The 22,646-nt window shown below is 64.9% G+C and carries 16 protein-coding genes; 13 read left to right on the forward strand and 3 right to left on the reverse strand.

Going from position 1 to position 22,646, the window contains the following annotated elements:
• Window positions 1-9 precede the first annotated feature (9 nt).
• The gene (locus tag HNQ95_RS00440; RefSeq protein ID WP_210283691.1) at window positions 10-1,599 is read right to left on the reverse strand and encodes an ABC transporter substrate-binding protein; all 1,590 of its coding nucleotides are present in this window, start codon (window positions 1,597-1,599) and stop codon (window positions 10-12) included.
• Window positions 1,600-1,889: 290 nt separating this feature from the next.
• Between HNQ95_RS00440 and HNQ95_RS00445 the strand changes: the two genes are divergently transcribed.
• Entirely contained in the window at window positions 1,890-2,747 is an 858-nt protein-coding gene (locus tag HNQ95_RS00445; RefSeq protein ID WP_067960085.1) for a MurR/RpiR family transcriptional regulator, read from the forward strand.
• Window positions 2,748-2,771: 24 nt separating this feature from the next.
• On the opposite strand, the gene HNQ95_RS00450 is transcribed toward HNQ95_RS00445, so the two are convergent.
• A complete protein-coding gene (locus tag HNQ95_RS00450; protein ID WP_067960082.1) occupies window positions 2,772-3,671 on the reverse strand; it encodes a LysR family transcriptional regulator in 900 nt (299 codons plus the stop codon).
• 113 nt (window positions 3,672-3,784) lie between these two features.
• Here HNQ95_RS00450 and hglS point away from each other — a divergent pair, with 113 nt between their 5' ends.
• The 4 genes from hglS to HNQ95_RS00470 all read left to right on the forward strand — a co-directional run bounded on the left by hglS (window position 3,785) and on the right by HNQ95_RS00470 (window position 9,644).
• Window positions 3,785-5,176: a 2-oxoadipate dioxygenase/decarboxylase HglS gene (gene hglS, locus HNQ95_RS00455; protein ID WP_182573233.1), complete on the forward strand. Its 1,392-nt coding sequence runs from the start codon at window positions 3,785-3,787 to the stop codon at window positions 5,174-5,176.
• Window positions 5,176-6,597, forward strand: a complete 1,422-nt coding sequence (locus HNQ95_RS00460; protein ID WP_182573234.1) for an FAD-binding oxidoreductase — start codon at window positions 5,176-5,178, stop codon at window positions 6,595-6,597. Before hglS ends, HNQ95_RS00460 begins: the two co-directional genes overlap by 1 nt.
• Window positions 6,598-6,646: 49 nt before the next feature.
• The gene (gene amaB / locus HNQ95_RS00465) at window positions 6,647-8,161 is read left to right on the forward strand and encodes an L-piperidine-6-carboxylate dehydrogenase (protein ID WP_182573235.1); all 1,515 of its coding nucleotides are present in this window, start codon (window positions 6,647-6,649) and stop codon (window positions 8,159-8,161) included.
• Between the two features lie 172 nt (window positions 8,162-8,333).
• Window positions 8,334-9,644 carry an NAD(P)/FAD-dependent oxidoreductase gene (locus HNQ95_RS00470; RefSeq protein WP_182573236.1) on the forward strand — a complete coding sequence of 437 codons (1,311 nt, stop codon included), beginning with the start codon at window positions 8,334-8,336 and terminating at the stop codon, window positions 9,642-9,644.
• Between the two features lie 163 nt (window positions 9,645-9,807).
• Here the strand turns inward: HNQ95_RS00470 and HNQ95_RS00475 are convergent, their stop codons facing one another.
• Window positions 9,808-10,983 carry a M20 aminoacylase family protein gene (locus HNQ95_RS00475; RefSeq protein WP_182573237.1) on the reverse strand — a complete coding sequence of 392 codons (1,176 nt, stop codon included), beginning with the start codon at window positions 10,981-10,983 and terminating at the stop codon, window positions 9,808-9,810.
• Between the two features lie 152 nt (window positions 10,984-11,135).
• On the opposite strand from HNQ95_RS00475, the gene HNQ95_RS00480 reads away from it, so the two are divergent.
• From HNQ95_RS00480 to HNQ95_RS00515, 8 genes are all read left to right on the forward strand, one after another.
• On the forward strand, window positions 11,136-12,290 hold the full coding sequence (locus tag HNQ95_RS00480; RefSeq protein WP_182573238.1) for a M20 aminoacylase family protein: 1,155 nt from the start codon (window positions 11,136-11,138) through the stop codon (window positions 12,288-12,290).
• 224 nt (window positions 12,291-12,514) lie between these two features.
• Window positions 12,515-13,252 (forward strand): IclR family transcriptional regulator, encoded by a 738-nt coding sequence (locus HNQ95_RS00485; protein ID WP_182573239.1) that lies wholly within the window; start codon window positions 12,515-12,517, stop codon window positions 13,250-13,252.
• A 16-nt stretch (window positions 13,253-13,268) separates the two neighbouring features.
• A complete protein-coding gene (locus HNQ95_RS00490) occupies window positions 13,269-17,120 on the forward strand; it encodes a hydantoinase B/oxoprolinase family protein (RefSeq protein ID WP_182573240.1) in 3,852 nt (1,283 codons plus the stop codon).
• Between the two features lie 84 nt (window positions 17,121-17,204).
• Window positions 17,205-18,776 (forward strand): ABC transporter substrate-binding protein, encoded by a 1,572-nt coding sequence (locus HNQ95_RS00495; protein ID WP_067960050.1) that lies wholly within the window; start codon window positions 17,205-17,207, stop codon window positions 18,774-18,776.
• 57 nt (window positions 18,777-18,833) lie between these two features.
• Window positions 18,834-19,841 carry an ABC transporter permease gene (locus HNQ95_RS00500; RefSeq protein WP_067960048.1) on the forward strand — a complete coding sequence of 336 codons (1,008 nt, stop codon included), beginning with the start codon at window positions 18,834-18,836 and terminating at the stop codon, window positions 19,839-19,841.
• Window positions 19,838-20,734, forward strand: coding sequence for an ABC transporter permease (locus tag HNQ95_RS00505; RefSeq protein WP_067960045.1), 897 nt, complete (start codon window positions 19,838-19,840; stop codon window positions 20,732-20,734). The genes HNQ95_RS00500 and HNQ95_RS00505 overlap by 4 nt, the downstream gene beginning before the upstream one ends.
• Window positions 20,734-21,771 carry an ABC transporter ATP-binding protein gene (locus HNQ95_RS00510; protein ID WP_182573241.1) on the forward strand — a complete coding sequence of 346 codons (1,038 nt, stop codon included), beginning with the start codon at window positions 20,734-20,736 and terminating at the stop codon, window positions 21,769-21,771. Before HNQ95_RS00505 ends, HNQ95_RS00510 begins: the two co-directional genes overlap by 1 nt.
• Window positions 21,764-22,576, forward strand: coding sequence for an ATP-binding cassette domain-containing protein (locus tag HNQ95_RS00515; RefSeq protein WP_067960040.1), 813 nt, complete (start codon window positions 21,764-21,766; stop codon window positions 22,574-22,576). The genes HNQ95_RS00510 and HNQ95_RS00515 overlap by 8 nt, the downstream gene beginning before the upstream one ends.
• Window positions 22,577-22,646: the final 70 nt, after the last annotated feature.

Below are 22,646 nucleotides of genomic sequence, written 5' to 3' on the forward strand. Positions count from 1 at the left end.
CCGACCCGCTCAGCCAATGACCTTGATGTCGACGGCCGTTGCCTGCACCAGCTGCGTGCCACGCAGCTTTGCCGGCACATCGAGCATGGTCTTGTTGAACGCGTAGTTCTGAACCGGCTCGTGGATCGGTACAAACAGGAAGTTGCCGATCAGGTTCTCCTGATACTTCCTGAAATTGGCCACCCGCTCGTCCTGCGTCTTCGACTGCTGCATGGCGACGTTGCGAAGCTCCTGCGATTTCTCGTCCTGCCACCCGGAGGAGTTCGGATAGGGAATGTTGGTGGTGCTGAAGAACCAATCGAGAATGTCGGCGTTGTTCCAGCCATACTGACGCACCGCGAGCTGATGCTGGCCCTTCTTGAGCTGGTCGACGACCGTCGTGCTGTCGAAGATGTCGATCTCGACAACCATGCCGATTGCCTTGAGCTGCGCCTGGACGATCTCGGCAGTACGTTTGATCGCCGTCTCCGACTGCGCCGTCAGCTTGATCTTCAGCGGCTTGCCGTCCTTGACCCGGATGCCGTCATCACCTCGCTGCCAGCCGGCCTTGTCCAGAAGCTCGTTGGCCTTGGCCAGGTCGTGGTGGATTTCCAGCTTGGGATCGATCTTCGATTCCACCAGCGTGCTGATGAGGAACTGATGCGCTTCGAGGCCTATGCCGTTGAAGACGCTCTTGAGGATCGCGCCCTGATCGACCGCCAATGCGGTTGCCTGGCGCACGGCGGCGTCGCCGAACGGCTCGGCTCGGGTGTTGAACGCGAGATACGTGATCCCGAAGCCAGGCAGGCTCCGGAAGTCCAACATCTCTTCTGCCTGAAGTTGCGGCAGGAACTGGTCCGGCACGCCGAGCAGCAAGCCGACGCCGCCTGTCTTCAGTTCGAGGAAGGCCGTCGAGGCGTCGGGAATTTCGCGCAGGGTCAGCCGCTTGACGTGCGGGGCTCCCTTGTTGTTCGAGAGGTCGCTGCCCCAGCTGTAGTCCTCGTTGGCGACCAGCACGGTTTCCTGTCCGACGGCAAAGCTCTCGAACATGAAGGGTCCGGTTCCGACGGCCTCGGTCACGCCAAAATTGTCGCCGGCCGCGTCGTAGGCCTTAGGAGACGGGATGCCCATGAAGGACGATGCCAGATTGTAGATCAGATTTGGCTCCGCCCGCTTCATGACGAAGCGAACAGTATAGTCGTCGACGACCTCGACACGGTCGACGGCGTCGACAAGGTACTCGTTCGGGCTGCCTTTGAACTTGGGGATCCACCACGCTATGGTCGCGGCATTGAACGGTTCACCATCATGAAAGCGAACGCCTTGCCGCAACTTGAAGGTCCAGTTCATACCGTCGGGACTGTTCTCCCAGGATTCGGCGAGGTGGGGATGATAGCTCTGGTCGACATCCTGCTCGATCAGCCGGTCGTAGATCAGGGTCGCGACGGTGCTGAGCAAGGTGGCGCGAATTGGATCGTGATGAGGGGCGCCGATTTCGGCACTGCCGAGAGCAAACACGGCCTCCGGTTCTGATGCTCGCGCCGAATATCCCCCAGCCAGGCCGAGGCCCGCGGCCAGCGTGACCACCGATACCGAAGCAAGAAACCCACGTCGATTCATGTTCAACCTCCCCTTGGAAAATCGGCAAAAGCCAGCCATGCCGCGGAAGCAGCATTTTCTCGACAACAGACAAGAATTCGCGATGTGGCATGGTCATATGACCTGAGCCAGATGCGCGTCGTTTCCTCCCGGTTGCTGAGCGTTACTGGCAATATCCAGCGGCTCAGCAACATTTTTCTTCCCCGCTCCTCAACGAGGGTGCGTTCAAGCTATTTTGAAAAAAAACAAACGTCAATCGATTCTGTGATAGAATTCTTACAAGAAATCCCGCCCCGCACAGGGAGAGCAAAATGACGGAATCGGTTCGCCGCAGGCTGGTCGAAAGCCTGGCTACCGCCACCAATGCCGAGAAGGCGCTTGCCAACTACATGTTGGCAAACCTCAACGGCGTGCCGTTCGAGACCTCGGCAACCTTGGCCGCCAAAGTCGGCGTCAGCGAGCCGACTGTCGGGCGCTTCTGCCGGACGCTGGGTTACGCCCGCTTCAAGGACCTCAAGGAGGATCTCCGCGACAACATTGGCGCTCAGCCCTGGCTGGCCGGCGACCGCCTGAAGGAGTTCCGCGACCGCAGCCAGAACGGCGATGCCCTCGCCCGCAGTCTGGAGCTGGAGATCGCGGCGTTGCTGAGGATCTACGAGCTCGCCAACACCAAGGAATGGGCCCGCGCCGTCAAGCGCCTGGCCACCTCGCCGCAGCTTTTCGTCGCCGGCTTCCAGACGGAGCGCGGCATCGCCCAGTACTTCGCCAACCAGCTGCAGTATCTCCGCCCAGGCGTCCAGCTCGCCGACATTGCCGGCGGCAACTTTTCGGAGATCTTGCTGAGCCCATCCAAATCGACATGCCTGGTGATTTTCGAGGCCCGCCGCTATTCGCGCCTGAACCTCCTGCTGGCGCAGGAAGCCAAAAAGGCGAAGATCCCGATCACGCTGGTCACCGACGCCTTCTGCGACTGGGGCCGCGACCTTGCCGACGAAATGTTCGTCGTGCCCACCGAATTCGGCATGTTCTGGGAATCGACAGCGCAGATGGCCAGCCTCGGCAACCTCTTGATCAACGGCATCTTCAACGAACTCGGCGTCGCGATCGAAGGTCGCATGAACAAGGTCTCGGAACTGCACGGCAAGATCACCGGCTATGTCGGCGACTAGCCGAAGTGCCCAAGCCTTGTTGCTTCAATCCTCTGGCGTCACCTGCCCCAGGATCCAGTCGAACAGCTGATTGGTCAGCTGGCCCGCCGCCTTTCGTTCGGGAACCACGAAGTAGTAGCTCTTTTCGGTCTGCAGCGGCATATCGAGAACGACCTGCAGCTTGCCGTCGCGCAGCTCGCTTTCGACGAGATAGCGCGGCAGCAGCGCCACCCCCAGGCCGGCAACCGCCGCCTCGATCAACATGGTGAACTGGTCGAAGCGATGGCCCTGATAGGCGCCTTGCGCCTCGACGCCGGCGGCCTGGAACCAGTTGGCCCAGGCCTTTGGTCGCGTCGCCATGTTGAGCAGCGGCGCATGCGCCAGCGCTTCGGGCGAGCCGATGTCGCGGCCTGCGAGAAACTCCGGACTGGCTGCCGGCACGATCACTTCGCGGCAGATATAGCGGCACACGGCATTGGCCCAGACCGGCTGGCCGTAATGGATCGCTGCGTCAAACCCCTGTTCCTCCAAGTCGAACTGCTCGGCGCGCGACACCACGTTGAGCGCGATGCCGGGATGGGTTTTCAGGAAGCCCGGCAGCCGCGGCACCAGCCAGCGGCTGCCGAAGGTCGGCAAGGTGGCGAGGCTGAGCAGCGATACGCCCGAACTGGCCATCGCCCTCAGCATCGCCGCCTCGCCCTGCTCAAGCAGCTTGCGCGCGTCGGGCAGGAATTTCTGACCGGCCGCCGACAGCACCACGCGCTGGCGCACCCGCTCGAACAGCAGCAGGCCGAGCTGGGCCTCGAGATCGCGGATTTGCCGGCTGACAGCGCTTTGCGAGAGGTTGAGCTCGCGCCCTGCCAGCGTGACGTTGCCATGGCGGGCAGCGGCCTCGAAGGCCTGCAGCTTGCCCAGGTCGGGAAGGAGCGTGCGCGCAGCAGTCATTCGGTTTCCGCATCAACCTAGATGGATTCAGCGCAATTCTGCGCCGACAGAACCGTATATAGCATTGTTCAAGCATGAAGTCGCCCATGCCGAACGTGAAACAGAGGGTTCGAATGTCTCCGTCTCCCTTCTTGTCGCCCGATGCCATCCGCGCCGCCTTCTCGGCCGCCATGTCGGCGATGTACCGCGATGAAGTGCCCGCCTATGGCACGCTGATGGCCCTGGTCGCCGACGTCAACGAAGCCACCCTCGCCAGCCAGCCGGCGCTACGCGCCAGCCTGGAAGCGACAGAGACGCTCGCCCGCATCAGCGAGGAGCGCCACGGCGCCATCCGCCTCGGAACCGAAGCCGAGCTCGCCATGATGCGGCGTGTCTTCGCCGTCATGGGCATGCTCCCGGTCGGCTATTACGATCTCAGCGAAGCCGGCGTGCCGGTGCACTCCACCGCCTTCCGGCCGGTCGGCGAGACCGCGCTCAACTTCAACCCGTTCCGGGTGTTCACCTCGCTGCTGCGGCTCGACCTGATCGCCGACGAAGGCCTGCGCGCCACCGCCGAACAGACCTTGGCCCGCCGGCAGATCTTTTCCGACGCGGCCGTGGCACTCGTCGACAAGGCTGAACGTGACGGTGGCCTGTCGCAGGAGGACGCCGGACTGTTCGTCACTGAAGTGCTCGACACGTTCCGCTGGCACAGCGAGGCAAGCGTCGACCGGGCGCTCTATGCCAGGCTGCACGATGCACACCGGCTGATCGCCGACGTGGTCTCGTTCAAGGGTCCGCACATCAACCATCTGACGCCGCGCACGCTTGATATCGACGCCGTGCAGGACCAGATGCCATCGCGCGGCATCGTTCCCAAGGCCGTCGTCGAGGGGCCGCCCAGCCGCGCTTGCCCCATCCTGCTGCGCCAGACGTCGTTCAAGGCCGTCGAGGAGCGCGTGTCGTTTCCCGACGAAAACGGCAAGCTCCAGACAGGCTCGCACACCGCGCGCTTCGGCGAGATCGAGCAGCGCGGCATAGCGCTCACGCCCAAGGGTCGAACCCTTTACGACAAACTTTTGAACCAGGCTCGCGCCGCGGTACGCCCTGCCCCGGACGGTTCGAATGCAGACGCCTATCGCGTAGCACTCACTCGGAGCTTTGCCGAATTCCCTGACGACTGGAACGCCATCCGCAGGGCCGGCCTCGGCTATTTCCTCTACACCGTCGACGACGCAGTCGCCGGTGCGCGCGGCAGCGACATCGAAAGCCTGATCGCCGCCGGTGCGGTGCGTTTCGACGCAATTGTCTACGAGGACTTCCTGCCGGTCTCGGCCGCCGGCATCTTCCAGTCCAACCTGGGTGACGACGCTGTGCAGGAGTTCACCGCCAGCCCCAACCAGCGCCTGTTCGAAAAAGCCCTGGGGGCCGCCGTCCTCAACGAGTTCGAGCATTATGCCGGCATCGAACGGGCATCGATCGAGCGCTGCCTAGCCGCGCTGAAGGCGTTTTCGGACGCGGCTTGATGCTGGCGCGCGAACACATCGACACTCTCGGCGCCCTGCTCGGCGCAGGCGGGTTACTGACCGCAGAAGCCGACATGGCCGGCTACGAAAGGGGCGCGCGTTATGATAGCGGCCGCGCAGCCTTCGTGGCACGCCCGGCCTCGACCGAGGCCGTGTCGGCCGTCGTCGCTTATTGCGCCCGCCATGCCATCGCGCTGGTGCCGCAGTCAGGCAATACCGGGCTGGTCGCCGGTTCGACGCCCGACGCCACCGGCACCCAGGGCGTGCTGAGCCTCGACCGCCTGCGCTCCACCTTCGAGCTCGACTTCGACAACCGCAGCCTGCGCGTCGACGCCGGCTTCCGCTTGTCCGAAATCAACGCTCGGCTCGAACCGCACGGCCTGTTCTTCCCGATCGATCTTGGCGCCGACCCGATGGCAGGCGGCATGGTGGCGAGCAACACCGGCGGGGCGCGTTTCCTGCGCTTCGGCGACGTCCGCCGCAACACGCTGGGCATGAAGGTGGTGCTCGGCGACGCAGCCGGCACCGTTGTCGATTTCGGCGCCGGACTGCGCAAGGACAACACCGGCGTCGACTGGAAGCAGCATTTCATCGGCACGTCAGGTGCGTTCGGCGTCATCACCGAATGCATCTTCAACCTGGAAAGGCTGCCGCAGCAGGTGGCGACCGCCTATCTGGTGCCGCGTTCACCCGAGCATGTGACCGTCTTGCTCAACGCCATGGAAGAGCGCCTAGGCACCTATCTCAGCGCCTTCGAAGGCATGTCGGGCGCAGCGATCACCCGCACGCTCGCCCATGTCGAAGCGTTGCGCAATCCGTTCCCCGGCGGGGCCGTGCCCGATTTCGTCATCCTCGCCGAGGTTTCCAGGTCATGGCTGCCACGCGCGGCCGAGCAGCAGCTCGACGCCGTGCTCGAAGAGGTGCTGGCAGACATATGGAGCCTGCCGGAGGAGTCGCTGGGCGACGCCTTCGTCGGTCCCGTGCACGAAATGTGGGCGCTGCGCCACGCTCTGTCCGAAGGTGTGAAGTCGTCGGGCTATGTCGTCGGCCTCGACCTGTCATTCCGCCGCGGCGAGCTGATGCGCTTCCGCCAGCACATGAGCGACCTGCTGGCCCTGGAATTCCCCGCTGTCGCCATCTGCGATTTCGGCCATGTCGGCGACGGCGGCGTGCATTTCAATCTAGTCGTGCCGAAGCTGGCGGACGGGACGAACGACATGGCAACCGCCGAGGCGTTGCGCGAGCGGGTGATCTCGGTTGCCGTCGAGGAGCATGGCGCAAGCTTCAGCGCCGAACACGGACTTGGACGCCGCAACCAGCGTTTCTACGACCGCTACACGACGGAAAAACTGAAATCGATGGCCGCGCAGCTGAAACAGGCGGTCGCCCCCGCTCCGATCGGCACCGCACGGCTGGGCTGATCATGGCGTACAGCGCCACAATGAACCCGACAAACAAAAGGACAAGAAAATGACCTTAGCAAAAGAAACCGCCGCTCTTCTGGAGCGGCTTGGCGTTGCGTCAGCTGCCTTCACCGGCGGCGACCTGATCGTGCGCAGCCCGGTGACGGGCGAGCAGATCGGCGCGCTCAAGTCGATCTCATCAGCCGAGGCGGAAGCCGTAATTGCCCGCGCCGATGCCGCCTTCAAAGCCTGGCGCAACGTGCCGGCGCCGAAGCGCGGCGAGCTTGTCCGCCTGCTCGGCGAGGAGCTGCGCGCTTCAAAGGCCGATCTCGGCCGCCTGGTCTCGATCGAGGTGGGAAAGATCACCTCCGAGGGCCTTGGCGAAGTCCAGGAGATGATCGACATCTGCGACTTCGCCGTCGGCCTGTCGCGCCAGCTTTATGGCCTGACCATTGCCACCGAGCGTCCCGGCCATCGCATGATGGAAACCTGGCATCCGCTCGGCGTCACAGGCGTCATCTCGGCCTTCAACTTCCCCGTTGCGGTGTGGTCGTGGAATGCAGCCCTGGCCTTTGTCTGCGGCAATTCGGTGGTCTGGAAGCCGTCGGAAAAGACGCCGCTGACCGCCCTTGCCTGCCAGGCGATCTTCGAGCGTGCGGCAAAACGTTTTGGCGCTGATGCGCCCGCGGGCCTGTCGCAGCTTTTGATCGGCGACCGCGCCATCGGCGAGGTGCTTGTCGACCACCCCAAGGTGCCGCTGGTCTCGGCCACCGGCTCGACCCGCATGGGCCGCGACGTCGGCCCGCGTCTGGCCAAACGTTTCGCCCGCGCCATCCTCGAACTCGGCGGCAACAATGCCGGCATCGTCTGCCCTTCGGCCAATCTCGACATGGCGCTACGCGCCATCGCCTTCGGCGCCATGGGCACCGCCGGCCAGCGCTGCACCACCATGCGCCGCCTGTTCGTCCATGACAGCGTCTACGACCAGCTCGTGCCGCGGCTGAAGAAGGCCTATCAGAGCGTCTCGGTCGGCAGCCCACTGGAAAGCTCGGCCCTCGTCGGCCCGCTGATCGACAAGGCCGCCTTCGACGGCATGCAGAAGGCGCTGAAGCACGCGGCCGAGGCCGGCGGCGAGATCACCGGTGGTGCGCGCGTCGACCAGGGCCATGACGGCGCCTATTACGTCAAGCCGGCGCTGGTCGAGATGCCTGATCAGACAGGTCCGGTGCTGGAAGAGACCTTCGCACCGATCCTTTATGTGATGAAATATTCCAACTTCGATGCTGTGCTCGACCTGCACAATGCGGTCGGCGCCGGCCTGTCGTCGTCGATCTTCACGCTCGACCTGCAGGAAGCCGAGCGCTTCCTCTCGGTCGAGGGTTCGGACTGCGGAATCGCCAATGTCAACATCGGCACCTCGGGTGCGGAGATCGGCGGCGCCTTCGGCGGCGAGAAGGAGACCGGCGGCGGCCGCGAAAGCGGCTCGGATGCCTGGAAGGCCTATATGCGCCGCGCCACCAACACGGTGAACTACTCCAAGGCGCTGCCGCTGGCCCAGGGCGTCAGCTTCGACATCGACTGACAACGATACCGGTTGCGGCGCTGGCATCGGCCACGCCACAGCCGCAGCATGACGTCAGACGCCGTCCGCAGAAGCGGGCGGCGTCTCCCAGAACCGGCACCGGCCCCGACGTCACGCACGTCCCGAGCCGTGCCAATCTTTTCAAGCAACCTGCAGCCACGGACACCCGCCGATGCTCAGCACCCCGCACAAGTCGCATATATCTGGGCCGCATTCACATGGGCCACGCTCGCACGGGCTATGGCAAGCGACGGCACCGGCTGCACCGGCTACGACGGCGCTCGGCGGGCATGTATCGACCGACATCGTCATCGTCGGCGGCGGCTACACCGGCATGTCCTGCGCGCTGCATCTTGCCGAGGCAGGCAGGCAGGTCGTGCTGCTGGAAGGCCGCGAGATCGGCTTTGGCGGCGCCGGCCGCAATGTCGGCCTGATCAATGCCGGCCTGTGGCTCGCGCCCGACGAGGTCTCCGCGGCCCTAGGGCCGGACCATGGCGAGCGGCTGCTCAAGCTCTTGGGCGAAGGACCGGCTGCGGTCATGGCGCTGATCGACAGGCACGGCATCGACTGCGAGCTGGAGCGCAATGGCACGCTGCATTGCGCAGTCGGCGCTTCGGGCCTCGCCGAAATCAGGGAGCGCGAGGCGCAGTGGCAAAAGCGCGGCGCGCCGGTCAAGCTGCTTGACGCCAGCGAAACCGCGGCAAGGCTTGGCACGTCGGCCTATCTCGGCGCATTGCATGACGCACGCGCCGGAACCTTGCAGCCACTGGCCTATGCCCGTGGACTGGCGACCGCCGTCGTCAAGGCCGGCGTGACGCTCCATACGTCCAGCCCCGTTACGACAGCGGAACGCAAGGACGGGCGCTGGCACCTGACCACGCCCAATGGCAGTGTCGATGCCAACTGGGTCGTCGTCGCGACCGATGCCTACAGCACCGGCCCGTGGCAGATGGTCCGCACAGAGCAGGTCCACCTGCCCTATTTCAACCTGGCGACACAGCCGCTCGCGCCTGGGCTGCTGCGCAAGGTCCTCCCTGGACGCGAAGGCGTGTGGGACACCAAGACCATCCTCTCTTCCTTCCGCATGGATCGTGCCGGGCGCCTGGTGTTCGGCAGCGTCGGCGCTTTGCGCAATTCCGGCACCGCCATCCACAAGGCCTGGGCCCGCCGCGCCCTGTCAAAACTGTATCCCGAGCTTGGCGACATTGCCTTCGAGCACGAGTGGTATGGGCAGATCGGCATGACCGGCGATGCCTTGCCGAGACTTCACACATTCGGTCCCAACGCCGTCGGTTTCTCCGGCTACAACGGCCGCGGCATCGCCCCCGGCACGGTGTTCGGCCGCGAGATCGCCCTGCTGATCAAGGGCGAGAAGACATACGCCGAGCTGCCGCTGCCGGTCTCCGACGTCACGCCCGCCACGTTCCGCCGAAGCCGCGAGGCCTGGTATGAAGCCGGGGCCCAGATCGCGCATCTCGTCTGATGCCAGTCAGGCCAGCTTCAACGAACCTACGAAGCGCACACCAACTGCATGGAACGTCATTCAGCGGCGGGTCGGCGCCGGCCTTCTTCCTGAAGTTGGGTCGGCGTTGCTCGTCGGCATCAGCTGCTCCTAAAGGGGAGAATTGCGGAGCGCCCTCGATCGGCTACCCGCGGTTCACCAGTCTCTCGCCGACCAGTGTCGTCCAGTAGCTGATACCGTGGACGATCGCGCCGTCGTTGAAGTCGTAGGCGGGGTTGTGGAGGCCGGCGGAGTCGCCGTTGCCCAGCCAGATCATGGCGCCGGGCCGCTTTTCGAGCATGTAGGAGAAATCCTCCGCGCCCATCGTGCACTGGCAGTTGCCGTTGACCTTGTCGGCGCCGGCGACGTCGGAGGCAACTGAGATCGCAGCCTTCGTCATCTCGGGATCGTTGACGGTCACCGGGTAGCCGGGGCGCCAGTCGATCTCGGCCTGGGCCTCGAACAGCCGGGCAGTGTTGGCGACGATGTCCTTGAAGCGCTGCTCGACGGCCTTGCGCGTCTGCGGATTGATCGTTCTGATCGTGCCGCCGACGACGGCCTGCTCCGGAATGACGTTGAGTGCAGCCTCGCTGCCGCCGGCGAGATAGGTGACCGAGACGACGACGGGATCGAAGGGGTCGACGTTGCGCGAGGCGATCGACTGCAGCGCCGTCACCAGATGCGCAGCGATCAGCACGGGATCGCGCGATTCATGCGGCGAAGCGGCATGCGAGCCCTTGCCGTTCAGCTTGACCACGAAGCGATCGGCGGCGGCCAGCATCGGGCCCGGCCGGATGGCAAAGGAACCGACAGGCAGGCCCGGCTCGTTGTGCATGCCGAACACCTCCTCGATGCCGAAGCGCTCCAGTAGCCCCTCCTCGATCATGACGCGCCCACCAGCGCCGCCCTCCTCGGCCGGCTGGAAGATGAGCACGGCGGTACCGGCGAAGTCCCGTGTCGAGGCAAGGTGACGCGCAGCGCCGAGCAGCATCGCCGTGTGGCCGTCATGGCCGCAGGCATGCATCTTGCCGGGGTTCTTCGACGCATGGGCAAGGTTGGTCTGCTCGGCGATCGGCAGCGCATCCATGTCGGCCCGCAGCCCGATGGTGCGGCCGGCGCCCAGCTTTCCCTTCACCACCGCGACGACACCCGTCTTGGCAATGCCGGTGACGACCTCGTCGCAGCCGAACGACTTCAGCTTGTCGGCGACGAAGGCCGACGTCGCGGGCAGATCGAACAGCAACTCGGGATTCTGGTGCAGGTGGCGGCGCCACTGCCCGGCTTCTTCCGCAATCGTCTCGATCGTCTGTACTGACATCATTTCCTCTTTCAGGCAGTTCAATCTGGAGTGTCGGCGCCAATGGGCCTGTCAACCCGCGCCTCCGCTCACATCTTCGAGGCCTAGGACGAAACGCTTGCCTTCACAAGACGCCAGTGCCACTGACGGGCCAAAGCCACGAAAGACGGTCCGCCATGCCTGTGATTGAACAGATTGCCCAGTTTGCCCAAGATCTCACCGCGATACGCCAGGATTTCCACCAGCATCCCGAACTCGGTTTCGAGGAGCATCGCACCTCGCAGCGCGTGGCGGATCTGCTTGCAAGCTGGGGTGTTTCAGTCGAGCGCGGCATCGGCGGCACCGGCCTCGTCGGCGTCATCGACGGCAACAGGCCGGGGCGGAGCATCGGCCTGCGAGCCGACATGGACGCGCTGCCGATGGACGAACTGACCAACCTGCCCTACGCCTCGAAGAACCCCGGCGTGTTCCATGGCTGCGGCCATGACGGGCACACCACCATGCTGCTTGGCGCTGCGCGCTACCTCGCCGGCAACCGCGATTTCGCCGGCCGCGCCGTGCTGATCTTCCAGCCGGCGGAGGAAGGTCTCGGCGGTGCGCGCGCCATGCTGCGCGACGGCCTGTTCGATCGCTTCCCCTGCGACGAGCTCTATGGCATGCACAATTCGCCCTACCAGGGCCATTCCCAGCTGACGATCCGGCCGGGCAAGGCGCAGGCCGGCGCCAGCTTCTTCGACATCACGATCCACGGCCGCGGCAGCCACGGCGCCATGCCCCAGGCCAGCCGCGATCCGATCACCATCGGCTCGGGCCTGATCAAGGAGATGCAGGAAATCGTCTCGCGCAACATGGACCCGACGCGTCCGGCCGTCGTTTCCGTGACCCAGTTCCATGCCGGCTCGGCCTACAATGTCATTCCGGAAACCGCCGTGCTGCGCGGCACCTTCCGCTATTTCGACGAGGCCGACGGGGTAATGATCGAAAACCGCATCCGCAAACTCTGCGCCGGCTTTGCGCTCGCCCACGAAATCGAGATCACAGCCGACATCCGCAACATCTTCGACGTGCTGTCGAACGATCCGGAGCGGGTCGGCAACCTGATCGAGGTGGCCCATGAGATCGTCGGCGACAAGGCGCAGCCGAATGCGGAACTGACGATGGGATCGGAGGACATGGCCGATCTGCTGCGCGTCGTCCCGGGTGCTTTCTTCAATCTGGGGCATGGCGGAACCGTTCCGCTGCACAATTCCGGGTTCATTTTCGACGACACGATTCTTCCCGTCGGCGCCAGCCTGCTGGCCCGGCTCGTCGAGGTGCGCGGCGCCGCCTGAGCGCGGCCGCGCCAATAAAATCAATTTATTGATCTGAGGACTTCGCTCGATCCCGGCATGGCTGTCGGGACGGGCGGAGCTTTGCCTGTTCGGTCCGAGATGCCGCCTGCCTGGCGGCATCGCGAAGTCGGCTCATTTTTTAGCTTGACCGAATGCAAGGACGAGAGCATTAGTTGCATAAAGTGGAACTTGAGTTCCATTTAATGGAACGACTCGGAGGAGCAATGTCGGTCCTGAACAATGCCGCAGACGTGCTGAGGTGCTTCGGAAACGACTGTCCCGACCTGACGGTTTCGGACGTCGTGCGGCTGCTCGGCATGCCGAAAGCCAATGCGTCGCGCCTGCTGAAGGCGATGCGGGAGGCGAACATGCTGGAGACGATCGGCGACAGTCACCGGCATCGCCCGGGCCGGCTGATGCTCGATCTCGCCGCCGCCTACCGCCGTTCCTCGCTGCTGATCGGCCGCGCCAGCGAAGTCGTCGCCGAAGCCAGCAACACCTTTGGCCATACCGGATACATCTCGGTGCGCGACGGCAAGGAAGTGACTGCCGTCGCCGACTTCCAGGGCACCAACGCGCTCCGCGTCGTCAGCAACATCGGCCGCCGCCTGCCTGCCCATCTCAGTGCGACCGGTCGGTCGCTGCTGGCGCGGCTTGGCGAGGAGGCAGTGCATGCGCTCTATGCCGGGCACAGCGCTTTGCATGACCTGAGCGAGCAGCTTTCGAAAGTGCGGCACCAGGGCTTCGCCTATTCGAGCCAGGAAGCCACGCCCGGCGTCGACGCCATCGCGATTTCGGTCGCCGATCCGCGCACCGACGAAGCCGTCAGCCTCTGCATCGTCTACCCCCACGCACTCGTCGACACCAAAGGCCGCAACGAGATGATTGCCGCCCTCGCCAAGGGGGCCGCCCGCATAGCCGAGGACCTGGGCGACAGCGCCTTCATCGCCCCCCGGATCTGAAGAAAGGACATCAGTAATGAGTGATCTGCCCAACCGCTGGCGCGTGGGGTTCGACATTGGTGGAACCTTCACCGACTTCGTGCTCTATGACAGCCAGAACCATTCAGTCACGCTGCACAAGCGCCTGACCACGCCACACGATCCGTCCCAGGCGGCTCTGCTCGGCCTGCAGGAACTGCTGGATCTCAAGAGCATCAAGCATAGCGACGTCGGCGAGATCGTCCATGGCACGACGCTGGTCACCAACGCCGTCATTGAACGCAAGGGCGCACCGGTCGGTCTCATCACGACGCGCGGCTTCCGCGACCTGCTCGAAATGGGCACCGAGCAGCGCTACGACATCTATGACCTGTTCGTCTCCTTCCCCGATCCAATGGTCAGCCGCGACCTGCGCCTCGAGGTCGACGAGCGCATGAATGCCTCGGGCGAGGTCGAGACCGCGCTCGACGAAGCCCAGGTCCTGCAGGCGGCCAAGGCGCTCGTCGCGCAGGGCTGCGAGGCGGTCGCCATCGCCTTCATGCACTCTTATGCCAATTCGGCGCATGAGCGCCGCGCCGCCGACATCATCCGCGCCGCCTTCCCCGAGCTGTCGGTCTCGATCTCGAGCGAAGTCGTCGCCGAAATGGGCGAGTACCAGCGCATTGTCACCACCTGCGCCAACGCCTTCGTGCAGCCCTTGATGCACCGCTATCTGACCAAGCTCGAGAAATCGCTGCGCGGTGCTGGCTTTGCCGGCGCGCTCAGGCTGATGCATTCGGCCGGCGGCCTGATGTCTCTGGAAACCGCACGCGACTTCCCGATCCGGCTGCTCGAAAGCGGCCCCGCCGGTGGCGGTCTCGCTACCGCCCTGTTCGGCAGGGCTGCCGGCCTGTCCGACGTCATTTCCTTCGACATGGGCGGCACCACCGCCAAGGCCTGCATGATCGAAGACGGCCGCGCCGAAATTTCGCCGATGATGGAGGCCGCGCGCGTCCACCGCTTCGTCAAGGGTTCCGGCCTGCCGATCAAGGCCCCCGTCATCGAGATGATCGAGATCGGCGCCGGCGGCGGTTCGATCGCCGCCATCGACGACGTCGGCCTGCTGAAGGTCGGCCCGCATTCCGCCAGCTCCGATCCGGGCCCGGCCTGCTACGGCATGGGCGGCAAGCAGCCGACGGTCACCGACGCCAACCTCACGCTCGGCTATTACGACCCCAACTTCTTCCTCGGCGGTCGCATGAAGCTCGACCTCGAGGCCGCACGTGCAGCGATTGCGCGGGTGGCTGAACCGTTGAACCTGACCATCGAAGAAGCCGCGCTTGGCATCCACAAGGTGGTGGTCGAAAGCATGGCCTCGGCTGCCCGCGTACACCTTGTCGAACGCGGCAAGGATCCGCGCGAATACTCCATGGTCGGCTTCGGCGGCGCCGGTCCGGCCCATGCGGTCGACGTGGCACGTGCCATGGGCATCAGCTCCGTGCTGATCCCACCGGCATCAGGTGCGGCATCTGCCCTCGGCTTCCTTGCAGCCCCACTGTCCTTCGAGGGTGTGCGGTCGCTGCGTGTCGAGCTGAAGACTGGCTTTGACACGGACGCCGTCAATGGCGTGCTGACCGCCCTCGAAGACGAGGGACGGCACCAGCTGACCCGCTCCGGCATCGCGGCAGGCGACATTGTTGTCGAGCGCAGCGCCGACATGCGCCTCGTCGGCCAGATGCACGACATCAGCGTGGCGCTGCCCACGACGACTCTTGGCGAAGCCGATCTGCCGGCCATTCGCGAAGCCTTCGTCCGCGCCTACTCGGCCCGCTACGCCGAGCCTTTCGAGGGCGCGCGTTTCGAATCCGTCAACTTCCGCGTCCGCGTCGCCGGCCCGACGCCTCAGTTGTCGCTCACCGGCGCCACCGGCGGCGGCGATACTGCAGCTCGGATCAAGGGCCATCGCGTCTGCTGGTTCGACGAAGGCAAGTTCGAGACGGCCGTCTACGATCGCTACGCGCTGCGCAGCGGCGACACCATTGCGGGTCCGGCAATCATCGAAGAGCGTGAATCCACAACCGTTGTCGGCCCATCCGACAGCGTCACGATCGACGCCGGCCAGAACCTCTGCGTCCAGGTCGGCGCGCTCAAGGCCGCCGATGCGTTCGTCACCGACGACATGACCCGCGCCGAGGCTGTCGCCCGCATCAAGGGCGATCCGATCGGCCTCGAGATCATGTGGTCGCGTCTCGTCAACGTCGTTGAGGAGATGTGGCTTACCGTCTGCCGCACCGCCTTCTCGCTCGTCATCGCCGAGGCGCAGGATTTTGCCTGCGAGCTGCTCGACAAGGACGGCGAGACGCTGGCCCACAGCCCGCGCGCCATGCCGGTGTTCAACCTGACGCTGCCGCGCGCGGTCAAGGCCCTGCTGGAGCGCTATCCGGCCGATACGCTGAAGCCCGGCGACGTGCTGATCACCAACGATCCGTGGCTCTGCGCCGGTCACCTGTTCGACATCGCCATCGTCACGCCGGCCTTCCGCAATGGCAAGCTCGTCGGCCTGATGGGCACAGTCGGCCACGTCTCCGACATCGGCGGCACCAAGGACTCGCTGCATGCCCGCGAGATCTATGAAGAAGGCCTGCAGATCCCCCCGATGAAGATCTTCGAGGAGGGACGGCCCAACGAGACCCTGATCCAGCTCATCCGCCAGAACGTCCGCAACGGCGAACAGGTGCTGGGCGACATCTTCTCCTTCGTCGCAGCCAACAAGCTCGGCGCGGAACGTCTCGATGCCTTCATGCATGACTATGGCATGCATGACCTCGGTGCCCTCGCCGAAGTGGTGCAGGGCCTGTCGGAAAAGGCGATGCGCGACGCAATCCGCGCACTGCCCGATGGCGAGTACCGCTCGGTCATCACCAACAATCCGCTCGGCGAGACCATCACTTACCCCGTCCTGGTCAAGGTCGAAGGCGACAGCATCACTGTCGATTTCGACGGCGCCCCGCCGCAGTTGCCACAGGGTGGTCTCAACTCGACGCTGAACTATACCGCAGCCCATGCGACCTACCCGCTGAAGTGCATGCTGACGCCTGCGGTGCGCGGCAATGCCGGTTGCTATCGCCCGTTCACGGTGACGGCACCAGAAGGTTCGATCCTGAATCCGACATATCCGGCGGCCGTGAACCTGCGCACCCGCACCGGCTGGTATCTCGCGCCGAACATCTTCGCGGCCCTGTCGTCGGCCTCACCCGAAATGGTCCAATCCTTCACCGGGCTTGCGGTTGCGGCGAACGTCTACGGCCAGACCAAGGACGGGCAGTTCTATTCGGACATGCTCTTCTGCGGCGGCGGCCAGGGCGGCTCCGAGCGCGGCGACGGCCACTCCTCGCTGTTGTGGCCGACCTCGGCTGCCAACACCTCCATCGAGTTGATGGAAAGCCGCGTTCCAGTGCTGGTGCTGGAGAAGGCATTCCGCGCCGACAGCGGCGGTGCCGGCAAGATGCGCGGAGGCCTCGGCCAGGTCGTTCGCTTCCGCAAGCGCGAAGAGGACGGACTGGAGATGCTCGTCTCCGTCTACCCAGAAGGTGTCGACAACCCGATCGACGGCCTGTTCGGCGGCCAGGCCGGCGGTGGTGCCCGCGGCCGGGTGCTCTCCACCGACGGCCGCGTGCTGCGCGACTGCGGTACCGGCGAGTTGGTGTCGCTGCATCGGACCGACCAGGTGGTCGAGCTCGTGCTCGCCGGCGGCTCCGGCTACGGCAACTCCGCCGAGCGTTCCCCGGCAGCGATCTCCCGCGACCTCGCGCTTGGCTTCGTCACGCCCGACCACGTCGCGCTCAACTACCGCCACGAACCGGGAACGTCCGGCACCGTGGCACCGCAGGAAAATGTGGCCTGGGCCTGACTGCCCCATCGAGATCCGGCGGCGCCCGGCCAACTGGCGCCGCCCATTTGCAATGACGACCAGACATTCGACAGGAGCAATGCAATGACCTCTGACCAGTTCAACATCTCGCGGCGCGGCCTTCTGGCCCTCGCCGGCGTCGGCCTCGCCACCACGGTGTTCCCGCGTCAGCTCTTCGCCCAGTCCGGCGGCGTCCTGATCATCGCCGCCGGCCAGGACATCCCCAATTTCGACCCGCACACCGCGACCGGCTATTCCGCCTCGTTCTTCATGCGCAACGTCTATGACCCGCTGGTGCGCATCTCGGGCAACCCGCCGGTGCCCGCCCCCGGCATCGCCGAGAGCTGGACGGTCAGCCCCGACGGCACGGAATTCACCTTCGTCCTGAACAAGGCCGCCAAGTTCCACTCCGGCAATGCCGTTACGGCAGACGACGTCGTCTACTCCTTCGCCCGTGCGCTGAAGCTCGCCAAGGGCAACTCCTGGATGATCCGTGATATCGTCACCGCCGAGGGCGTGACGGCCGTCGACGCCGGCACGGTCAAGTTCAAGCTCACCGCCCCCTTCGCGCCGTTCCTGCAGGTTCTGCCCTGGATCTTCATCGTCGAGAAGGCGGTGGTCGAAGCCAATCTCGGCAGTGATTCAGGCGAAACCTATCTTATGACCAATACTGCCGGCTCCGGCCCATTCTCGGTTGCCCGCTTCGAGGTCGGCACACTCTATCAACTGGCCCGCGCGCCTGAGGCCTGGCAGGCCGGCGGCGGCAACCTCGAAGGCGTGATCTGGCAGATCGTCCGCGAAACCGCTACCCAGCGCCTGATGATCCAGCGCGGCGAAGCCCACATCGCCACCGACCTCACCAGCGAGGATATGGACGCGCTGAAGGACGCCTCGGGCGTCGTCAGCGTCATCGAGCCGGAATACCGCACCTTCTCGATCAAGATGAACACCCAGCACGGCCCCTGCGCCGACATCAACCTGCGCAAGGCGATCTCCTACGCCACCAACTACCAGGCGATCCTCGACGCCGCGGGTTATGCCGACCTGATGAAAGGCCCGCTGCCGATGGGCATCCTCGGCTTCGACGCCAACCTTGCCGCCTATGGCACCGACATGGCCAAGGCCAAGGAGTTCATGGCCAAGTCGGCCAAGCCGGAAGGCGGCTTCAAGCTCAAGATGTACCACGTCTCGGGTCTCGAGCAGCAGCGCCGCTGGGCGCTGATCATGCTCGACAGCCTCAAGCAGCTGAACATCGACCTCGAGATCGTGCCGATGAACTGGCCCGACATGGTCACCGCCTGCAAGTCGCCGGAGACCTTCCCCGACCTGTTTCCGGTCTACCAGACGGCAAACTACGGCGACCCCGACAACATCGCCTATGCGGCCTACCACTCGTCGCGCAACGGCGCATGGCAGAACGCGGTGTACAAGAACCCCGAAGTCGACGCTCTCATCGAGGCCGGCCGCAAGGAAATCGACCAGGCAAAGCGCGTCGCGATCTATGGCGAATTCCAGAAGAAGGTCGTCGAGGACGCCCCCGACGTCTTCGGTGTGCTGGAGCGCCGCAAGCTCGCCATGCGCGACACCGTGAAGGACTATCACTTCACCCCGGTCGCCTCCAATGCCATCGAGGCCTGGGGCCTGTCGCTCGGCTAAGTCGAACATTTGGCGGGCCTTCGGGCCCGCCAAAGCTCCAACCAAAGGACATCGGCAATGCTGCATTTCATCCTGCGGCGGCTTCTGCTGCTCATACCGGTCATCGTCGGACTGACGATCATCATGTTCGCCATCGCTCGCCTCCTCCCGGGCGATCCGGTGGCACTCGCCGCAGGTCCGAACGCAACGCAGGCCGAAATCGCAGCGCTTGCCGTGGAGTATGGCCTGGATAAGCCGGTCTGGGTGCAGTACGGCACCTATGTCTCCGGCCTGATGCATGGCGACCTCGGCACCTCGCTGCTGACGCGCCGACCCGTCGCTGCCGATATCAAGGCCTACCTGCCCGCGACCCTCGAACTCGTTTTCGCAGCGATGTTCATCGCGGTTGCCGTTGGCATCCCGCTCGGCCTCATCACCGCCGTCTGGCGCAATCGCTGGCCCGACTACCTGGCCCAGGTCGGCGCCATCGGCGCGATCTCGATGCCGCGCTTCTTCCTTGGCCTGCTGCTGCAGCTCTGCTTTGCGATGTGGCTGATGTGGCTGCCGCTCGGCGGCCGCCTGCCGATCGTCGTCATCCCGCCGCGCTTCGTCACCGGCTTCCTGACCATCGATTCCCTGATCGCCGGCAACTGGAACGCCTTCTTCATGTCGCTGCGCCACCTGGCGCTTCCGGCCATCGCCATGTCGCTGTCTCCGCTCGCCACCATCATGCGCATGATGCGTGCCTCGACGATCGAGGTGATGCAGCAGGATTACGTGATGACCGCACGCGCGCTCGGCCTGCCGCAGCGCAAGATCATCACCAAATACGTCGCGCGCAACGCCGTCTCGGCGACGCTGACCGTGATCGGCCTCTATTTTGGCTGGCTGCTCGGCGGCACCGTGCTGGTTGAAACGGTCTTCGACTGGCCCGGTCTCGGCCTCTACGCCACCAAGGCCATCGTCTCGCAGGACATGATGCCGGTGATCGGTGTCGCCCTGGTGATCGGCCTGCTCTTCGTATTCGCCAATCTCGTCATCGACCTGCTCTACGGCGTCATCAACCCCAAGGTCCGCTACTCATGAGCACCACCGAACACAACATTGCGGACGATTTCGCCACGCCGCGCCGCGACAGGCTGCGCCGCGCCTTCTTCCGCTTTTCACAGAGCAAGCTGTCGATGCTCGGCGCCGTCATGGTCGCGGCGGTGATCTTCTTCACCGTCTTTGGCACCGTGCTCGCCCCCTATCCCGAACATGTCGCCGGCGGCGTCGACACCGCTTCGCGCTTCATGCCGCCATCGGTCGCCCATCCCTTCGGCACCAATGAACTCGGCCAGGACGTGCTGTCGCTGGTCATGGCCGGCACCACCGTGTCGGTGCTCGCCGGCTTCGGCGTCGTGCTCATCGGCTCGGTGATCGGCACGCTGGTCGGTGCGGTCGCCGGCTTTGCCCGCGGCTGGATCGACGAGGTGCTGATGCGGCTGACCGACCTCACCTTGACCATTCCCGGCCTGATCCTTGCAATGGCGATTGCTGCGGCCCTCGGCTCGGGTTTCGGCAATATGGTCATCGCCATTGCCCTGTCATGGTGGCCCGGCTATGCGCGGCTGGTGCGTGGCGAGGTGCTGGCAGCGCGCGAGGAGGTCTATGTCACCGCCGCCCGCGCCCTCGGCGCAACGCCCAAGCGCATCCTCTTCCGCCATATACTGCCCAATGTCGTCTCGCCGATCATCGTCAAGATGTCGCTCGACATGGGGTTCGCCATCCTGACCGTCGCCGGCCTCGGCTTCATCGGCATCGGCGTTCGTCCGCCGACACCCGAATGGGGCACGCTGCTGTCTGTTTCGCGCTCCTACATGCCCGACTACTGGTGGACGGCGATGGCGCCCGGCTTGGCGATGTTCCTGGCCGTGTTCGGCTTCAACCTGCTCGGCGATGGCCTGCGCGACGTCCTCGATCCGAAGGCGAGGCGCTGATGACCCGGCCTCTCCTTTCGATCCGCGACCTGCACCTCAGGATGTCCAGCTTCGACGGCCGGGCGCATGTGCTGAACGGCATCAACCTCACAGTCAACCGAGGCGAGATCTGGGGTCTCGTCGGCGAAAGCGGCTGCGGCAAGTCGCTCACCGGCCTGTCGGTCTCGCGCCTGCAGCCGACGCCGCCGGCGCACTACACCGCCGGCGAAATCCTGCTCGAAGGCAAGGACCTGCTCAAGCTCAGCCAGACTGAGATGCAGCGCCTGCGCGGCAAGCGCATCGGCATGATCTTCCAGGATCCGACGACCAATCTCAATCCAGCCTTCCGCATCGGCGAGCAGCTCGTCGACGTGGCGCTGGCCGCCGCCGACCGCGATCCTGATGTCATCGGCTGTTCGCCCGATGCCGGCCAGCGCGAACGCCGCCAGGCCGCGCGCAAGCTGGCCGGCGAGATGCTCACCCGCGTCGGCATCCCCAACGCATTGGCCCGGCTCGACGACTATCCGCACCAGTTCTCCGGCGGCATGCGCCAGCGCGTTCTGATCGCCATGGCCCTGATCGGCCGCCCCGACCTTCTGATCGCCGACGAGCCGACGACGGCGCTTGACGTCTCGGTCCAGGCGCAGATCCTCAAGCTGATCAAGAACAGCGTCAACGACTTCGACATGGGCGTCGTGCTCATCACCCACAATCTCGGCGTCGTCGCCCAGACCTGCAGCCATGTCGCTGTCATGTATGCCGGAAACATCGTCGAAAGCGGGCCGGTCGCAGCAGTCATCGGCAACCCGGTCCATCCCTACACACGCGCCCTGATGTCGGCGATCCCGACCCGTGAAACCAAGCGCGGCGAGCTTCGCGGCCTTGCAGGTTCGGTACCGAACCTAATCACGCCGCCGCCGGGCTGCCGCTTCGCGCCGCGTTGCCAGTTTGCCCAACCCGCCTGCACGGCGGCCATGCCGCCCCTAGTGTCGGTGGGCGACAGCCATGCCGCCGCCTGCATCCGCGTCAACGAAATGGAGGCGCTCGTCGATGACTGAGATCATGCTTGAGATCGACAACGTCTCGAAGATCTACCCGGGACGGCGCGGCATATTCGGCACCTCAGCCGAGGTCCATGCGCTGAAAAACGTCTCGCTCAGCGTTCGCAAAGGCGAGAGCTTTGGCCTTGTCGGCGAAAGCGGCTCGGGCAAGACGACGCTGACCCGTTCGATCCTGCATCTGGAAACGCCGACATCGGGCAGCATCCGCGTGCAGGGCCAGGACCTGGGCAAACTCTCCGACGCCGAACTGCGTCGCCTGCGCTCGCGCGTCCAGATCGTCTTCCAGGATCCTTACGCCTCGCTCAACCCGCGCATGTCGGTCTACGACATCGTCACGGAACCACTTGTCATCCACCACGAGACTCTCGGCCTGACCAACAGGCAGCGCAGCGACCGCGCCGCAGAACTGCTTTCGCTCGTCGGCATGGGCCCGCAGCACCTGCACCGCTATCCGCACGAATTCTCCGGCGGCCAGCGCCAGCGCATCTGCATCGCACGCGCCCTCGCCTCTGGTCCTGAACTGCTGCTGCTCGACGAGCCGACGTCGGCGCTCGACGTCTCGGTTCAGGCGCAGGTTCTCAACCTGCTGTGCGAGCTGCAGGACCGCCTCGGCCTGACCTATTTCTTCATCAGCCACGATCTCGCCGTCGTGCGTTATCTCTGCGACCGGGTGGCGCTGATCAACCGTGGCGAGCTCGTCGAACAGGGCGACTGCGCCGAGATTTTCGACGCCCCGAAAAGCGAGTACGCCCGCATGCTGATCGGCGCTATGCCGGAGGTGAAGGTGCCGGAGACTGCCTGAGTGATCACGGAATATCCGCAGTTCGAAAGAAATGCCGACGGTTCGGCCTGACCACGCCCGGCCAATACAC

This window comes from Aminobacter ciceronei (genome assembly GCF_014138625.1).
Lineage (GTDB): Bacteria > Pseudomonadota > Alphaproteobacteria > Rhizobiales > Rhizobiaceae > Aminobacter > Aminobacter ciceronei.

Excerpts from the sequence above, each read along its gene's own strand:
- HNQ95_RS00480 (WP_182573238.1), top strand. The coding sequence starts at position 11,136 with ATGCCTGTGATTGAACAGATTGCCCAGTTTGCCCAAGATCTCACCGCG.
- HNQ95_RS00500 (WP_067960048.1), top strand. The coding sequence starts at position 18,834 with ATGCTGCATTTCATCCTGCGGCGGCTTCTGCTGCTCATACCGGTCATC.
- HNQ95_RS00460 (WP_182573234.1), top strand. The coding sequence starts at position 5,176 with ATGCTGGCGCGCGAACACATCGACACTCTCGGCGCCCTGCTCGGCGCA.
- HNQ95_RS00450 (WP_067960082.1), bottom strand. The coding sequence starts at position 3,671 with ATGACTGCTGCGCGCACGCTCCTTCCCGACCTGGGCAAGCTGCAGGCC.
- HNQ95_RS00475 (WP_182573237.1), bottom strand. The coding sequence starts at position 10,983 with ATGATGTCAGTACAGACGATCGAGACGATTGCGGAAGAAGCCGGGCAG.
- HNQ95_RS00495 (WP_067960050.1), top strand. The coding sequence starts at position 17,205 with ATGACCTCTGACCAGTTCAACATCTCGCGGCGCGGCCTTCTGGCCCTC.
- hglS (WP_182573233.1), top strand. The coding sequence starts at position 3,785 with ATGTCTCCGTCTCCCTTCTTGTCGCCCGATGCCATCCGCGCCGCCTTC.
- HNQ95_RS00515 (WP_067960040.1), top strand. The coding sequence starts at position 21,764 with ATGACTGAGATCATGCTTGAGATCGACAACGTCTCGAAGATCTACCCG.
- HNQ95_RS00490 (WP_182573240.1), top strand. The coding sequence starts at position 13,269 with ATGAGTGATCTGCCCAACCGCTGGCGCGTGGGGTTCGACATTGGTGGA.
- HNQ95_RS00485 (WP_182573239.1), top strand. The coding sequence starts at position 12,515 with ATGTCGGTCCTGAACAATGCCGCAGACGTGCTGAGGTGCTTCGGAAAC.
- HNQ95_RS00440 (WP_210283691.1), bottom strand. The coding sequence starts at position 1,599 with ATGAATCGACGTGGGTTTCTTGCTTCGGTATCGGTGGTCACGCTGGCC.
- HNQ95_RS00445 (WP_067960085.1), top strand. The coding sequence starts at position 1,890 with ATGACGGAATCGGTTCGCCGCAGGCTGGTCGAAAGCCTGGCTACCGCC.
- HNQ95_RS00505 (WP_067960045.1), top strand. The coding sequence starts at position 19,838 with ATGAGCACCACCGAACACAACATTGCGGACGATTTCGCCACGCCGCGC.
- amaB (WP_182573235.1), top strand. The coding sequence starts at position 6,647 with ATGACCTTAGCAAAAGAAACCGCCGCTCTTCTGGAGCGGCTTGGCGTT.
- HNQ95_RS00470 (WP_182573236.1), top strand. The coding sequence starts at position 8,334 with ATGCTCAGCACCCCGCACAAGTCGCATATATCTGGGCCGCATTCACAT.
- HNQ95_RS00510 (WP_182573241.1), top strand. The coding sequence starts at position 20,734 with ATGACCCGGCCTCTCCTTTCGATCCGCGACCTGCACCTCAGGATGTCC.